Here is a 15,858-nt window from a genome sequence, read left to right on the forward strand (position 1 = left end):
ACCTGAACCGCCGTATACGGAACCGTACGTACGGTGGTGTGAGAGGACGGCGGATGTGAATCCGCCTCCTACTCGATTCTGTAATTCGCTGCAACCACGAAACACCGCTGTTTCTCGATTCGGCCGAGGGGGGGCGAGGCGCGCAGCGCGTATCCCCAAGTTGATTTGTCTTCCCGCCCCTTCGGGTTGCTGCCGGCTGCGGGCGGTGCATACGCATCGGGATGCAGGTAAACAGTTACCCCTTCAATCTCTCTTGCTTATCAGGCAGTGGCGCGGCGCAACGGCTGGAATGCCAGTCGATGCATTCATCGTGGTGCACAGTTCGCGGGGGAGCCCCGTTTTAGAGCGCTGCTTGCTGAATAAAACCTCTAAGCGAAAAGTCACAGCAGGCGTGGCAGATTTTTGATGGCTCACTGCTATTGCCTCGGGCGTTTGGGTTGGCCGGTATACATGCTGGCCAGTCAGTCAGGAAAAGCACGGTCGTCGGCGTTGTGGGCAAGGATGTTGCAACCAGCCTCGTAAGCGCGTCCCTCCCTGGGCGCTGGAACGCCGGCTTCCTGCAGCCGGCGGTATGCAGAGGAATCCCATGTCTTTTTTCGCCCCGGTTCTGTCTCTGATGTCTAGGGCACGTTATGCCCAGAAATTCATCATCATCCTGGCTGTGTTCATGCTGCCGTACTGTTGGTTATCCAGCGACAAGCTGTCCGCGATCTATCGCTCTATCGATGCGCTTGAGCACGAGCAGGTCGGGCTCGAGGCGCTTGAGCGCTATTTGACTGTCCAGCAGGCGGCCTGGCGCGTGGCTGCTCTACAGGTGGTCCGCCAGGCGCGCGACAAGCCTGACGTCAACGAGGCAATAGCTCAGCAGGGCCGAATCTATGAAGCTCAGGCAAGCGAGTTCAATCGCTGGCTGAGCGCCAATGGCTTTAGCGAGCTGGCAGCGCATCCTACCGCCAGAGCTGAGGAGATGAAGTTTGAACGCGGTACGGCAGTTGACACCTTGTTCATGTATCACGGCGCGCCAGTGCTCGGGCATGTCGAGGCGATGAAAGCGATTGCCGCCCGTGCACACCTGGCACAGGATCAGGATCCGCTGGTGTTCAGCGAAATGGACCGCCTGCTCAATCGCATCCTCCCGCTTCACCAAAAGCTGGCCCAGGCCGGCGCTTACAGCGCCTACTTGAAGGCTTACGGCTACCTGGAGTCGGCAACCCGGCCGTCCGTGATCAACCTTGGCAGCGAAATCGCAGCCATGGCGGTCGCCGAGCCTGGTCCCGGAGCGGTCGCGCAGCAAGTGGCTGTGGCGTCGGAAACGCTGGCGCAGACCTATGCAGCGGTCACCGAGCCTTATACCCGTTCGCGCTTCTTCGGCAGCGACAGCGTGCAGCTGTGGGCAGATGATTTCGCCCGCTACGATGACGTCGCCAGATTGCTTGATCAAGCTTCGCTCAGCCTGTTCAGCACGGTGCGCCAGCAAGTCGCCGAGCATCTGGCGAACGAGCGTACCAGCCTGTACAGCTGGGCAGCGGCGTTGCTAGTGGTGGTGCTTTTCACTCTTTATCTGTTTGCGGGTTTTTATCTGTCGGTGCGTGGTGCCATCAAAGTCATTGGTGATGGCACACGGCAGCTTTCCGAGGGTGACCTGAGGCATGACATCCAGACTCGCGCCCGCGATGAGCTGGGCGACCTGGCGCAAGACTTCAATCGCATGCAGACCCGCATTCGCGAGCTGATCAGTGAAGTGGCGCGGTTCTCTGCGTCGACCACCGGCAAGGCCGAGCGCTTGAATACCAGTGCGATCGACAGCCAGCAGGCCATCGCCCACCAGGCAGCCGAGCTCGAGCTGATGGCCAGCGCCATCAGCGAGCTCGTCAGCAGCGTCCAGGAGGTCAGCAGCAATTCGCTGACTACAGCAGAAAAAGCGAATCGGGCTGGCGACCAGTGCCGTGACGGGCAAGTGCAGATCGAGCTCGCAGTCCTTCAAATCAATCGACTGTTCGGCGAGATGGATCAGTCGCTCGTGGCGATCACCTCAGTCGAACAGGAGAGCAGCGAGATCGCCAAAGCTGTCGACGTCATCAAGACCATCGCCGAGCAGACCAATCTGTTGGCGTTGAACGCTGCCATCGAGGCGGCCAGAGCCGGCGATCAAGGGCGTGGCTTCGCTGTGGTGGCCGATGAGGTGCGAAGCCTGGCGCAGCGCTCCCACGCCCTGACCGGCGAAATCTACGCCACCATCGGTCGCTTGCAGCAGCAGGTTAGCGATGCCGTGCGCATCATCCAGGCCAGCCACTGCAATGCGTCCGAAACTGTGGAAGAAGTGACCCGCACCGCGGCGATCTTTGAGGGCATCACCGAAAGCATGGGGCTTATCATCGATCACAACACTCAGATCGCCTCTGCGGCGGAACAGCAAGCGATCGTTGTAGAGAACGTCGAACGCAACACACTGGCTATCAAGAGTTTGAGTGAAGCCAATGCGACCGAAGCCAGCCACACCGTGGCTGTGAGCGGGGAGGTCGTCAACATGACGCGAGAGCTGCACGGGCTGATCGGGCAGTTCAAAATGAAGTGATCTGGTGGCGGCCTAAGAGGCTTCCATGCCGGAACAGTTACCGACTGGCTATCTGTCACCGCCCGATCACGGTGACAGCATCTGGTGATGCAGGGGTGGTATTGGTCCGGGCCCGCATCGCTTCGTTCTTAGCCGATGGTGACCGGTGGCAGGGCTTTGATCTCGACGGTCTGTGCCTTGCGTGGGGCAAGAATTTCGGCCTCGCCGTCCACGACCATCTCGTCGCGCTGGTTGAACACCTGGGTGGCGATGCGAACGCGAAACTTGGGCAGCTTTTCGAGAATTTCCAAACGCACAGTCAAGGTGTCGCCAAGCTTGACCGGCAGAGCGAAGCGCATCGTCTGCCCGAGATAGATGGTGCCCGGCCCAGGCAGCTCGCATGCCACGGCTGCGCTGATCAAGGCGCCACTAAACATGCCATGGGCGATGCGCTCACGGAAGATTGTCGAAGCGGCAAATTCAGCGTCCAGGTGAACCGGGTTGTGGTCCCCCGACATGGCGGCGAACAGTTGAATGTCACGTTCTTCCACGGTCTTGCTATAGGAGGCCTTTTGGCCAACTTCCAGATCAGCGTAGGGAGTGTTGCTCAGCGTACTCATGCGTAGACCTCTGAATGCGGATATAAACGACAGAACCCGCCGCAATAGGATCCGTCGGAGCGAAAGGCGCTCCGTAGAAGGCGCCCGAGTGGCTGCATTCTAGAGCTCTGCGATGGGGTTGTCCCGTGTCTGGTGGTCTGGAGCAGTGGCCGGAGATTCACATCACTGATTACACCCGCCTCGCTATTGCACCGGACAGCGGAGCTGTTAAGTTCGCCACAGCCCGCCGCGAGTGGGTCAGACACTCTCAGGTATAGAGGCCAATAACAATGCAACCTGACTTCTGGAATGACAAACGCCCCGCCGGTGTGCCGAACAACGTGGATATGGGCGGTTTTCGCTCGGTTGTGGAAGTATTCGAGCGCTCCTGCAAGACACACGCAGACCGTCCCGCATTCAGCAACATGGGGGTGACGCTGACCTATGCGGACCTGGAGCGGTACTCGGCGGCTTTCGCGGCCTGGCTGCAGAACCACACTGACCTGCAACCCGGCGATCGCATCGCGGTACAGATGCCCAACCTGCTGCAATACCCTATTGCTGTCTTCGGTGCCCTGCGTGCCGGGCTGATCGTGGTCAACACCAACCCGCTGTACACCGCGCGGGAGATGCGCCACCAGTTCAAGGATTCCGGTGCACGGGCGCTGGTATACCTGAATACCTTCGGCAAGCTGGTACAGGAGGTCGTACCCGATACGGGTATCAAGGTCCTCATCGAGGCGCGTATCGGCGACATGTTGCCGTCGCTCAAGGGGCTGCTGGTCAACGCCGCGGTCAAGCATGTGAAAAAGATGGTGCCGGCGTACAGCCTGCCCCAGTCCGTGTCGTTCAAGCACGTGCTGCGTGATGGCGCTCGACACGGGCTCAAGCCGGTGTCGCTGACGCTGGACGATGTTGCGGTCCTGCAATACACCGGCGGGACGACTGGCGTGGCTAAAGGCGCCATGCTGACTCATGGCAACCTGGTCGCCAATATGCAGCAGGTCCACGCCAACATGCAGCAGCTGGACGAGCAGGGGCACACGATCATCAAGGAAGGGCAGGAGATCATGATCGCGCCGCTGCCGCTGTATCACATCTATGCCTTCACAGTTAACTGCATGTGCATGATGGTGACCGGCAACCATAACGTGTTGATCACCAACCCTCGCGACATCGATGGCTTCGTCAAGGAACTGCAGAAGTGGCAGTTCACCGCTTTCCTCGGCCTGAACACGCTGTTCGTCGCGCTCATGTCGCACCCCGAATTCAAGAAAATCAATTTCACCTCGCTGAAGGGCACCAACTCAGGTGGTACGGCGCTGGTTTCCGCGGTGGCCGAGCGCTGGAAAAGCATGACTGGCGTCACTGTGACTGAAGGCTATGGCTTGACCGAAACCTCACCCGTGGTCTGCGCCAATCCCCACGGCGACGGTTCACGTCTGGGGACCGTTGGCCTGCCGGTACCGGGCACGACGTTGAAAGTGATCGACGATGACGGCAGCGAACTCCCTCTCGGTGAACGCGGTGAGTTGTGCGTCAAAGGTCCTCAGGTCATGAAGGGCTACTGGCAGCGTCCCGACGCCACGGCCGAAGTGCTGGATGCCGAGGGCTGGCTCAAAACCGGCGATGTCGCGGTAATCGATGAGGATGGTTTTGTTCGCATCGTCGATCGCAAGAAGGACCTGATCATCGTGTCCGGCTTCAATGTCTACCCCAACGAGATCGAAGATGTGGTCATGGCGCATCCGAAGGTGGCTGCCTGCGCAGTGATCGGCGTGCCTGATGAAAAGTCCGGCGAAGCCGTGAAACTGTTCGCCGTGCGCAGCGATGCCAGCCTGACCGTCGATGAGTTGAAGGCTTACTGCAGAGAGAACTTCACGGGATACAAGGTGCCTCGCCAAATAGTATTCCGCGACTCGCTGCCAATGACTCCGGTGGGCAAGATTCTGCGCCGGGAATTGCGCGATCAGGCCTGATCTCAGCGATACCTGAGATTGCTCTCGAAGTGACCGGTAAATCCTGATCGGTCACTTTGTGCCCTTTTTGCACTGGCTGGACACTGTTCGGCCAGTTCCAAAACTGCTAACCTCGAATCCACTTTTTGGCCGGAAGTTCCGTACAAAAATTAACAAAACACAACAAAACAGCTGCTATATGCAGTAAAGCTGTCGCTTAGGAGTGGGGTTACATGACCGATAACTTCTGGAAGGATAAGTATCCTGTCGGGGTCAACAGTGAGATCAATCCCGATGAGTACCAGAACATTCAGGCTGTGCTCAAACAGTCCTGTGAGCAATTCGCAGACAAGCCTGCCTTCAGTAATCTCGGCAAGACCCTGACCTACGGTGAGCTGTACAAACTGTCCGGTGAGTTTGCTGCCTATCTTCAGCAGAACACCAATCTGCAGCCAGGTGATCGCATCGCGGTCCAGCTGCCCAACGTCATTCAGTATCCTATCGTCGTGTTTGGCGCCATGCGCGCTGGGCTTGTGGTGGTCAATACCAACCCGCTCTACACGTCGCGCGAGATGGAGCACCAGTTCAACGACTCCGGCGCCAAGGGGTTGGTCTGCCTGGCCAATATGGCTCACCTGGCGGAAGAAGTGCTGCCGAAGACAGGCATCCGGCACGTCGTAGTGACTGAGGTTGGCGATATGCTGCCAACCGTCAAGCGCATGCTGGTTAACGCCGTGGTAAAGCATGTGAAGAAAATGGTGCCGGCTTACAACTTGCCGAAAGCGGTCAAGTTTACCGACGCCATGTCGCTGGGCCGTGGCAAGGTGGCGCGCGAAGCCAATCCGGTCAGTGATGAAGTGGCGGTTCTGCAATATACCGGCGGTACTACAGGCGTGGCCAAGGGTGCGATGCTGACCCACCGCAACATTGTCGCCAACATGCTGCAGTGTCGCGCCCTGATGGGCTCGGAGCTGGGCAATGGCTGCGAAACGATGGTCGCGCCGCTGCCGCTTTACCACATCTATGCGTTTACCTTTCACTGCATGACCATGATGCTGATCGGTGCACACAACGTGCTGATCACCAACCCGCGCGACCTGCCGACGTTCGTCAAGGACCTGGGCAAATACCGTTTCACCGGTTTCGTCGGACTGAACACCTTGTTTGTCGCCCTGTGCAACAACGAAGACTTCCGCAAGCTTGATTTCTCTTCGCTGAAAGCTACCTTCTCCGGCGGTATGGCACTGCAATTAGCGGCGGCCGAGCGTTGGCAGCAGGTCACCGGGTGTGAAATCTGTGAAGGTTTCGGTATGACCGAAACCAGCCCAGTGGTCTCGGTTAACCCGTTCGGTGGCATCCAGATCGGCACCATCGGCATTCCAATGCCGTCGACGTTGTGCAAAGTCATCGACGACGAGGGCAACGACCTGCCCATGGGCGCTATCGGCGAGCTCTGCGTCAAAGGTCCTCAGGTCATGAAGGGCTACTGGCAGCGCCAGGAAGCCACCGATGAAATCTTGGACGCTGAGGGTTGGTTGAAGACCGGCGACATCGGCATCATCCAGGACGACGGCTACATGCGCATCGTCGATCGCAAGAAGGACATGATTCTGGTCTCCGGTTTCAACGTCTATCCCAATGAACTTGAAGACGTGCTCGCAACCCTGCCAGGCGTGCTGCAGTGCGCGGCCATCGGGGTGCCGGATGAGAAATCGGGCGAGGCGATCAAGCTGTTTGTTGTGGTCAAGCCGGGCGAAAGCCTGACCAAGGAACAGGTCATGCAGCACATGCACGACAACGTCACCGGTTACAAACGACCCAAGACCGTCGAGTTCCGTGACAGTCTGCCGACTACCAATGTTGGCAAGATCCTGCGCCGAGAACTTCGTGACGAAGAGCTCAGAAAACTCGGAAAGAAATAACCGTTACTGGTACACAAAAGCCCCGCTCTGGCGGGGCTTTTGCGTTTCTACACAGCCACCGTCAACGTAACAAACGGGTTTGTTAACTCATTTACATGCGACCTTTGGCTGCTGTCTGCCTTGCTTAGTCCTTGTCACAATGACGGTATTAATCCATGTGAAAAGTGGGGTCAAAGCGCATGATTGCCAATCTTCGATTACGAGTAAAGCTGCTGCTGTTGGGGGTTGTGCCGACACTGGTGCTGGCCGTGATGCTAAGCGGCATCGCCGTCTACGAATTACGCGACCTGGCACGGCAGCAGGAGAACAACGTCCGTGAAAGCCTGACGCGAGATCGCCGCGCCGAACTCAAGCATTATGTCGAAGTGGCGCGCAACGCCATTGGTGCGCTCTACGACCGATCTGCCGACGGGGACATGGCGGCGAGAGCCGAAGCAGTCAGGCTTCTCGAACGACTTTCATATGGCACCGAGGGCTATTTCTGGGGCTATGACGATCAGTCAGTGAGGGTTTTCCAAGGCGATACTCGCGAAAAGATCGGTCAGAGCTTTGCTGGTTACAAGGACCCCAACGGCGTCTTTGCGATTCGCGAGCTGGTCAAGGCTGCTCAGGATGGCTCTCATTTCGTCGACTACAGCTTTGAGATGCCAGATAGCAAGGCCGTGGTGCCAAAGATCGGCTATGCCGAATACCTGCCGAAATGGAACCTGGCGTTCGGGACCTCGTTGAACCTCGATGGTGTCGAGCGGGACGTGCAGGCGGCGCGCATGGCTTTCCAACAACGCATTGATCGCATGACGACCATCATGCTGGGCTCAGCTGCCGCACTGCTGGTGTTGATTGCCGGGCTGGCGCTGTTCCTAAGCAATGCCATTTTGAGACCTCTGCTGTTGGTCAAGCGCAATCTGGATGATATGGCCGCCGGAGACGGCGATCTAACCCATCGCTTGCCCATCACGAGTCGTGACGAGCTGGGCGAGCTGGCCGGGTCCTTCAATCGTTTCGTTGAGAAAATCCATACGCTGGTTCAGCAAGTTGCGGACACCACGACTCAGCTGACCGGGCTGGTCGGCGCGGTGGCCAGCCAGGCGCAGCGCTCGGAACAAGCGATGGCAGACCAGCGACATGAGACCGATCAGGTAGCCACGGCGATCAACGAACTGTCGGCTGCTGCACACGAAGTAGCGATGAGCGCGCAGCGAGCGGCAGAAGCCGCGCAGGAGACCGACCAGCAAGGCCTGGCCGCCAAGCAGGTGGTCGACCGCAGCATTGAACAGATTCACGAGCTGGTGGGCGAGCTGCGGGACAGTGGTTCTTCATTGGAGGGGCTCCAGCAGGACGTAGAGGGCATCGTCGGTGTGCTGGATGTAATTCGTGCGATTGCCGAGCAAACCAACCTGCTTGCGCTGAACGCGGCGATCGAAGCGGCCCGCGCCGGGGAAGCCGGTCGAGGTTTTGCCGTGGTTGCAGACGAAGTGCGGGCCCTCGCCAGCCGCACCCAGCAGAGCACCGGTGAAATCCAGAGCATGATCGACCGTCTGCAGAGCGCAACTTCGCACACCGTAGGCACCATGCGACGCGCCAGTGAGAAGGGCGAGGCAACGCAGGCGCAAGCCAACCAAGCCGGCGAATCACTGGATGCCATCGCCGCGCTGATCGGCACCATCAACTCGATGAACGCCCAGATCGCCAGCGCGGCTGAAGAACAGACCGCGGTGGCTGAAGAGATCAACCGCAGCGTCCACCACATCGCCGATGCGGTGGACGGTGTGGCCAGCGATGCGGCCGAAGGTGCTCAGACCGCACGGGAGCTCGATGGTCTTGGCGGACGCCTGCAGGGACTGGTTGGACAGTTCCGAGTTTAAGCGCAGCAGGCAAATGATTCCGCGCCGGCTGCGCTGCTGCACTCCACACGCGTAGGTATGGCCTGCGCATGGCCCAGACGAGACAGGTTCAAGCGAGGCGACAGAAGGTAGCGCCGTCCGGCGCGAGAGTAAGAACCGGGACATAAGCGTCCCGGTCTAGTCCCCTATGGCCGCGTCCACTTAATGCCGTAGGGGACGATGGCGCATGCCATTTTGCGGCCTGCCCATCAATCTCGTTGCAAGGATGAGTTACCCATGCAAAAGAAAAACAATGCACGTCGGGTAGTTGCTTCTTTCGCTTTACTGGCTTCCACCGCAGCACTCGCCGCGCCCACCTCGGACATCGCTGCGTTCGATGATTACTGGAGCCCTGGCAAGCCCGACTCACGGGTCTGCCGCTCGCCGCTGCTGGTAGGTACGCCGCTCGGGCTGCCTCGCTGTATGCAGGCGAGTAACGTCATGACGCACCTGCAGCAGCTGCAGGACATCGCCTCCCTGAACAATGGCAATCGCGCGTCCGGTCAGCCTGGTTATCAGGCATCGGTCGATTACGTACGCACCACGCTCGAGCGCGCCGGTTACCGGGTACGGGTGCAGACCTTCCCCTTCCTCGCGTTCTACCCCGAGGGGCCAGGTTCACTCGCTGCGGTCGCGCCGCAGGCTGTGCAGTACACCTGGGAGGAAGACTTCACCTATGCCGATCAGACCGACCCCGGGACCGTAACCGCGCCGGTCGTTCCGGTGGACCTCTCCCTCGGCCTCGGTAATACCTCTACCAGCGGATGTGAACCGGAAGACTTTGCAGGCTTCCCAGCTGGCGCCATTGCACTGATGCAACGCGGCGCTTGCGCGTTCGGCCAGAAGGCAACCAATGCCGCTTCGGCCGGGGCAGCGGGTGCGATCATCTTCAATCAGGGCGATACCGAGGACCGCAAGGGGCTTTTGGTTGCCACACTGGGTGAGGACTATGAGGGTGGCATCCCGGTGCTGTTCTCCACCTATGAAAATGGCGTGACCTGGGCTGAGACCGATGGGTTGCAGCTGAGCATGAACGTCGACGTGGTCCGCGAGCGGACCGAAACCTACAACGTGCTGGCCGAGACCCGGCGGGGCGATCCTGACAATGTCGTGATGGTCGGTGCGCATCTGGATTCGGTGTTCGAAGGGCCAGGGATCAACGACAACGGCTCCGGCAGTGCCGCGCTACTGGAAATGGCAACGCTGATGAGCAGGGCCTATCCGCTGAACAAGGTGCGCTTCGCCTGGTGGGGTGCTGAGGAGTCGGGGCTGGTCGGCTCGACTTACTACGTCAACCAATTGCCGGAGGAGGAGAAGGAGCAGATCAAGGCCTATCTGAACGTCGACATGATCGGCTCGCCGAATTACGCGAACTTCATCTATGACGGCGATGGCTCTGACTTTGGCCTGCAAGGTCCTCCTGGCTCGGGAGCCATCGAGCGTCTGTTCCGCTCCTACTTCCAGTTGCGCAACGCGCCATCCGAAGGCACCGAGATCGACTTCCGCTCCGACTATGCGCAGTTCTTCGAAGACGGTATCGCCTTTGGCGGGCTGTTTACCGGCGCTGAAGACATCAAGACCGAGGAGCAGGCGCAGCGTTACGGAGGTGCGGCCGGACAAGCGTACGATCCGTGTTACCACAACGAATGCGACGACCTCAGCAACCTCTCGACCGAGGCGCTGGAGCTGCACGGCGATGCTTTGGCCTTCGCGACCAGCTGGCTGTCCCTGTCGACCAAGATGATCGACGACGAGATAGCGGCGGCGGCCGAGCAGAGCATCGGCGCCATGCGCATCCAGCAGGTGCAGGAGAAGTCTCGTTGGGGTCATTGGATCCGTTGATCGTCTGAACACCGCGCCGGTTCGCCGGCGCGGTCCTTCCGCCAATCCCTTTCCTTACGGGCAGTCGGGCAAATCTGCGACATTTGTTAGGAGAGCGGTGGAAGGCCCATGATTGCTGGGTTTCCGGGCTTCGTCAAGGCAGCTTGTGACTCGGTTGTGACCCGCTTGTGACCCCAAGAGTCCGCCTGTTTTCCCTCTGTTTTGCTCCTGCATCAGCTGCTTGTGAGCCTCAGCGATCCAAGGGGACCGAGGGCGGCACGGGGGAATTTGGCTGGTCTTCTTTATTGATATGACGTCTCAGATTTTTCTCCCAGATTCTCAACGCAGACCGAGCGACCAGCGAGACGACCCAAGGCGCAACCACCAGCAGCCAATAAGCAGCCTGTAGCTTACCCATGCGAGTCTCCTACTGATTTAGTCGGGTATTTCAAAAAGAAGCCCCAAGACCCATTCAGGTCGAGGAGCTTTAAACCGAATCTCAAGGAGACCCAGTGACAGCCAGTTGACGGCACAGGACGGCCCCAGGTTTACCCAGGGCTCATTCCTTTGGATTGGAAGGGGGATGGTTATCACAACCACGCCAGCTTACTGGCCACCGCCCGTCCTCTGGTGTATCTCCCAGGGCCTTACGGCTGCTCTGAGAGGACCAGTTGCTTGATGATCGGCAGGGCTACCGGCGCGGTTTCCCACTCGGAACCACCCAGTTTCACCTCAACCATCGCAGTGGCCATCACGTCCACCACAGCGGAGACCTCAAGGTCCCAGCTCTGGGTCGAAGCGTTACGGCTCAGTTCCACCCGCCAGACATCGCCGTTCTGGTCTTCACGGAACGACAACAGGGCGAACGCCTTGGGCACCAGAAAGATGCCTCGGTCTGGACCGCTGTAGACCTGAACGCGGGTCCCTACCAGCTCGTCGATGTCCTCAAGGCCAGCCCGTTGAGCGGCACGGTTGAGGGTCGGACGGAGGGCAACGGGGATCAGGACGCCGAACTCGGAGACATCACGGCCCCAGAAGGTGTCGAGGTTAACCGCCAAGATGTCCAGCAGGTCCTCTGCCTGGGCAGCAGGGCTACCGCTGAGGGCGCCAACGTAAGCCGTGGTGACCGAAGGTTGACCCTCAAGGCTCTGGGCAATCTTACCGGCCAGGGTTAGCTCAAGGTCATCCAGCAGCTTCACACCGGTCTGCTCCATGCTGCGCTCAGTGAAGCCGAACTGGACGGTATGGTCGAAGATCGACACACGACCCGATACCAGAATGCCGACCTCTGGGGCCTCCATCGAGACAAGCGAGCCTGCTTTGGCTTCGCCGTGAGTCATGGTGCGTCCATCGTAGGTCTGGCGAGGATCAAAGGTCACGGAGCGGTCAGCCATTAGGGCGACCTGGGGAGCGGTCGGCAGGGAGCCGTAGGGGCGAACCTCGGAAGGAAACGCCGTGTTCATGTTGTCGCGCCACTCGTCACCGTTGAGGTGGTCATCAGCAGCCTCATACATGGCCTGGGCATAGACCAGAGGGTCCGTAGCAGCCATGTGATCCGCTCGGATGTCGGAGGTGTGGAAGGTTGCCTGGGTGGCCGTTGAGCCGTGGGCAGTGGTGACGGTCTGGGAGTAGACGCTATCGGGTCTCTTGTACTGAAAAGGTTTCATTGTTGGTAACTCCTTAGAAAAAGTATTGGCGAGTGGTAATCAGGACGAAGACCAGAAGGTCCATAGCGTTAACGTCCACGGGCAGCACGCAGGCGTTCGCCATGCTCACGAATCTCTCGGGCCTTGCGCTCACGCTCAGCGATCTGCTGGGCAATCTCTTGGGGCGTCGGGACGTGGCAACGGCGGGCATGTTCCTGGGCTTCAGCCTTCAGGCGCTCCTGCTCGACTCGCTGCTGGTGCTGGTGGCTCCGATAGAGTCGGGATGCCTCAGGGGAGCCCTCAAGGCTCAGCCCAGCGGTAGCGAACGCCTCGGCTACCTTTACGATTGCCGGATGGTTCTGGCCTTCAGCCGCGACCAACAGAGGCAGGAGGACCAGCTCGGCATACTCTCGGGCCAGGGTTTGGCCGTGGATGCTTACGGTCTCGGGAGTTACGTTGCTAACGGTAATTTTCATTTGGGTAGGTCTCCTATCCCATAGAGCAAACCCCCAGTCCGCACGGCAGGCGCGACAAGACGCAAGGAGACGTAAACACGCCGACCCTGAGGGTTTGCTCTATGGATTCTTGGTTTCAGTGTGTCGCCCGTGGGATGGGCGTTTTGGGGACTTCAGGTGGGGAAGTGAAGGTGTCGCAGAGTGAGCTTGTAAGGCTCCCAGGTGAGTCGCTGGAGTGCCAGTGGCTGGCGGTTGTCGATAACGGATGATGAAACCTTAAAGACGAAACCCAGCGACTCCCTGGGAGCCCTACAGGCGTGCTCTCAGCGTGCCCTCAGGTCGAACCTGATAGGCAGCAGCATTGCTTCCTGAAACGTCATAGCGGCCCGATCAAGGATGCCGTCCAGCTCTCCCAAGGGGAGCCTGAGCGTTTCCTGGAAGTGAGCCTGGAAGGACGCCAGGGTGTGGTCCGTATGGGGCCTATAGGCGCTCCTGGCCGCATGGTAGACACGGCGCGCGCTTGGGGTTCCCAGAGCATCGTTGAGCTGGTCACAAAGGACCTGAGGACATCCTGGGCCTGGGATCAGTCGATATCGCATTAGATGGTCACCTTGGGGGCCTTGGGGGCCTCACGGCGAGCCTGGGACTTCTTGCGGTCACGCTCAAGGGCCCACTCATTAATCGCATTGGCTCGACCTTCCAGCCAGACCACGCCCTTGTCAGTAACTCTCCAGCCATCGGCGTTCCCGAAGACCCCCACGTGGCGCTTGAAGAAGCCAAGGGTGAACGCTCTGGCTACCGGCTGAAGGACATGATCGCCTTTATCATGATCGAAGACGCTCTGGAATTTACCCTGGGCCAGCAGGTAACGCTTAGCCAGTAAAGGCCTATCGACCCGCGCGGCTCGACAAGCGTCGGACCACGAGATTCCATGACCCTTGGCCTTAAGCATCAGAGCGGTGGCCTTGGGCATGTTGTCAGCCAGGAGCTTGCCCGTTTCGGCCAATGCCAAGGAAGACATACGGGCGGACAGAATGGCGTCGTTCCGCATGGTCACGAAGGCATCGACTACCAAGACATAGAAGTCGAGGGAGCAAGCCATGGCATAGGCGATGGTCGCCCGCTCAGTTGCCCATGTGCCGCCATTGTCACCATTGACGGTATGCAAATCTGCACACCGCTCGAAGTAGTCCCGCTCACGTCCCCGCCACTGGGCCGGAGGTTTGGTCAAATCGGGCAGCGTTTTGTTGACCTCAGTCAGCGACCACAGGCCCTCAGCGTTCGGCTCGAAGGTCTGCCCTTCGATAACGATAGGCAGCAGCTCGGTTTTCTGTTCGTTGATGTTCATTGTCTGTTTTCCTTTTGGTAGCGCCCTTCAGGTCGCACCCACAGCCGGTCATCCAGACCCCAGACAAGGGAACCGGCGTGGCATGAAAGGCGCTATCAGAAAGACTGGATTGGGATTGCCAGAGGGAACTGGCGTTTGTGCCCAGCGACGGGCGATGAGGGACAACCGAGGGGTAGTCCTATTAGTGAGGGTTTTTAACTGAGGTGGACCTTTGCAGGTTTTGCACTGGTTGACCGAGAGCCAGACTCAAGGACATTAGGTTGCCCTCAAAGGATCAGGATCATGGTCTGGCAAGACCTGTCCCAAACTTGAAGACAACCATGGTTCTCCGAGAGGGAAACCTAAGGACCCAGAGAAAACCTAAAGTTTAAAGATTATTAAAAGAGTAATAAGAAGATGATCCTTTAGAATCTTTAAGTAACAGCCACCCTTGTGTCTATGAACGAATCAGGGGCCACCACCTCCCTGAGACGACCGAGGAACACTCGGCTTATTCATAGCTCACCCCGGCTCGACTACCGGGTCCACGGCTGGGTCCCTGTGCTGTAGTCAGCGGCGGGTCATTCCAGTGGAAACAAAAGGGTCACCCTGGTGAGCTGCTTTAAGAGCAACCGCAGGGAAGTCGAATGGGTGCCAGCGGACTGGCGGAAGGAGGGAATCAATCGTCTCTCCTTATAGTGAGGGTTTTTGTGGACTGTCAGTTGCTCGGCTGGGTGAATGCTATGGCGGTTCCATTCAGAACATGCCAGCAGTTACTCGACAAGGCGGATGCCTTCTTGATTGACACGCCTGTGATTCCGTCTGCCCCGTTGACGTAAGCGGATACCTGTAGGTCGGCTACTACGGACTCCTCTCGTGGGGGTTCGTGTAGGGAGTTTCGGTGACAGCGGGACGCGGAGATTTCCCCAAGGATTTCAGCTCCTTTTGGTAGGGAGTCGTAAACTTTGACCGTCTTTAAGGCATCGCGATGTTCCTTGAGGCTCGTGTAGGTCAGCTCGTTTCCCACCTGTAGATTAGGAGAATGCGAGGCACAGCCAGCCACAGCGGTGACCAGCGTAATGAGGCATAGCGCTTTGATCTTCATACGGTTCCTCCAGTGGTTTCGTATAGTATCAATACGACATCACTCCAAGCTAAGCACTACTCCACATTATTCCCCGGCGAACTGCTGGCCGGTCTCCGTGGTGGACTCATTGACGTTGTACTGGCCGGTCTTGCGGATCGACGGGAGGACTTCCTTGAAGACCCAATCGCGGAATGGCTGGGAAGCTGGTGCGTGTCCCTGGGCGAGCATCTCAAAGGTCGCACTTTCCGTGGTGAACCACATTTCCTTCCAGCGGGGAATGGCCAGGACCTTGTACGGTTCTAAGGTATGATTTGGGCATACCATTAGAAGATCGCCAAGGCGGTGGAAACCGGAGGCGTCCCGCATACGGCGCTTCAGGGTTGCATCCTTCGGGTTCTTCAGGCCAGCCGCTCGGGCGACCTGAGTAGCGATGAACAGGAGGTCATGCTCGGGGTGGCCGATCAGGTTTCAAGGTACAGGATTCATGTACCTAAGACTGACCGAGGATTTATCGGTCAGTATCTTCAGCACGTTTCCACAATTTGTAGAGACCCAAATTGGAAGGCATTGTGGATGTCCTCAGCCGCCACCAGCGCCTCGGTCAGG

The 15,858-nt window shown here is 58.7% G+C and carries 10 protein-coding genes; 5 read left to right on the top strand and 5 right to left on the bottom strand.

From position 1 onward, the window contains the following. The first annotated feature begins 586 nt into the window (after positions 1-586). A complete protein-coding gene (locus ACSSNI_RS09310; protein WP_200637524.1) occupies positions 587-2,575 on the top strand; it encodes a methyl-accepting chemotaxis protein in 1,989 nt (662 codons plus the stop codon). 128 nt (positions 2,576-2,703) lie between these two features. On the opposite strand, the gene ACSSNI_RS09315 is transcribed toward ACSSNI_RS09310, so the two are convergent. After that, positions 2,704-3,174, bottom strand: a complete 471-nt coding sequence (locus ACSSNI_RS09315; RefSeq protein WP_102834960.1) for a MaoC family dehydratase — start codon at positions 3,172-3,174, stop codon at positions 2,704-2,706. Positions 3,175-3,443: 269 nt separating this feature from the next. On the opposite strand from ACSSNI_RS09315, the gene fadD2 reads away from it, so the two are divergent. From fadD2 to ACSSNI_RS09335, 4 genes are all read left to right on the top strand, one after another. Next, the gene (gene fadD2, locus ACSSNI_RS09320) at positions 3,444-5,132 is read left to right on the top strand and encodes a long-chain-fatty-acid--CoA ligase FadD2 (protein ID WP_200637527.1); all 1,689 of its coding nucleotides are present in this window, start codon (positions 3,444-3,446) and stop codon (positions 5,130-5,132) included. Between the two features lie 212 nt (positions 5,133-5,344). Next, complete coding sequence (gene fadD1, locus ACSSNI_RS09325) at positions 5,345-7,033, top strand: long-chain-fatty-acid--CoA ligase FadD1 (RefSeq protein WP_200637529.1); 1,689 nt, start codon at positions 5,345-5,347, stop codon at positions 7,031-7,033. 179 nt (positions 7,034-7,212) lie between these two features. Then, positions 7,213-8,898, top strand: coding sequence for a methyl-accepting chemotaxis protein (locus ACSSNI_RS09330; RefSeq protein ID WP_200637532.1), 1,686 nt, complete (start codon positions 7,213-7,215; stop codon positions 8,896-8,898). A 255-nt stretch (positions 8,899-9,153) separates the two neighbouring features. Continuing rightward, entirely contained in the window at positions 9,154-10,758 is a 1,605-nt protein-coding gene (locus tag ACSSNI_RS09335; protein ID WP_200637535.1) for a M28 family metallopeptidase, read from the top strand. A 626-nt stretch (positions 10,759-11,384) separates the two neighbouring features. Here ACSSNI_RS09335 and ACSSNI_RS09340 read toward each other — a convergent pair. The 4 genes from ACSSNI_RS09340 to ACSSNI_RS09355 form a co-directional block, all read right to left on the bottom strand. Next, positions 11,385-12,404, bottom strand: a complete 1,020-nt coding sequence (locus ACSSNI_RS09340; RefSeq protein WP_448259167.1) for a hypothetical protein — start codon at positions 12,402-12,404, stop codon at positions 11,385-11,387. Between the two features lie 68 nt (positions 12,405-12,472). Further along, a complete protein-coding gene (locus ACSSNI_RS09345; protein ID WP_248493228.1) occupies positions 12,473-12,859 on the bottom strand; it encodes a hypothetical protein in 387 nt (128 codons plus the stop codon). Between the two features lie 577 nt (positions 12,860-13,436). Further along, positions 13,437-14,186, bottom strand: coding sequence for a hypothetical protein (locus tag ACSSNI_RS09350; RefSeq protein WP_448259168.1), 750 nt, complete (start codon positions 14,184-14,186; stop codon positions 13,437-13,439). 1,150 nt (positions 14,187-15,336) lie between these two features. After that, positions 15,337-15,717: a BRO-N domain-containing protein gene (locus tag ACSSNI_RS09355; RefSeq protein WP_448259238.1), complete on the bottom strand. Its 381-nt coding sequence runs from the start codon at positions 15,715-15,717 to the stop codon at positions 15,337-15,339. Between the last annotated feature and the right edge of the window lie 141 nt (positions 15,718-15,858).

It is taken from the genome of Stutzerimonas tianxiuensis (genome assembly GCF_053470365.1).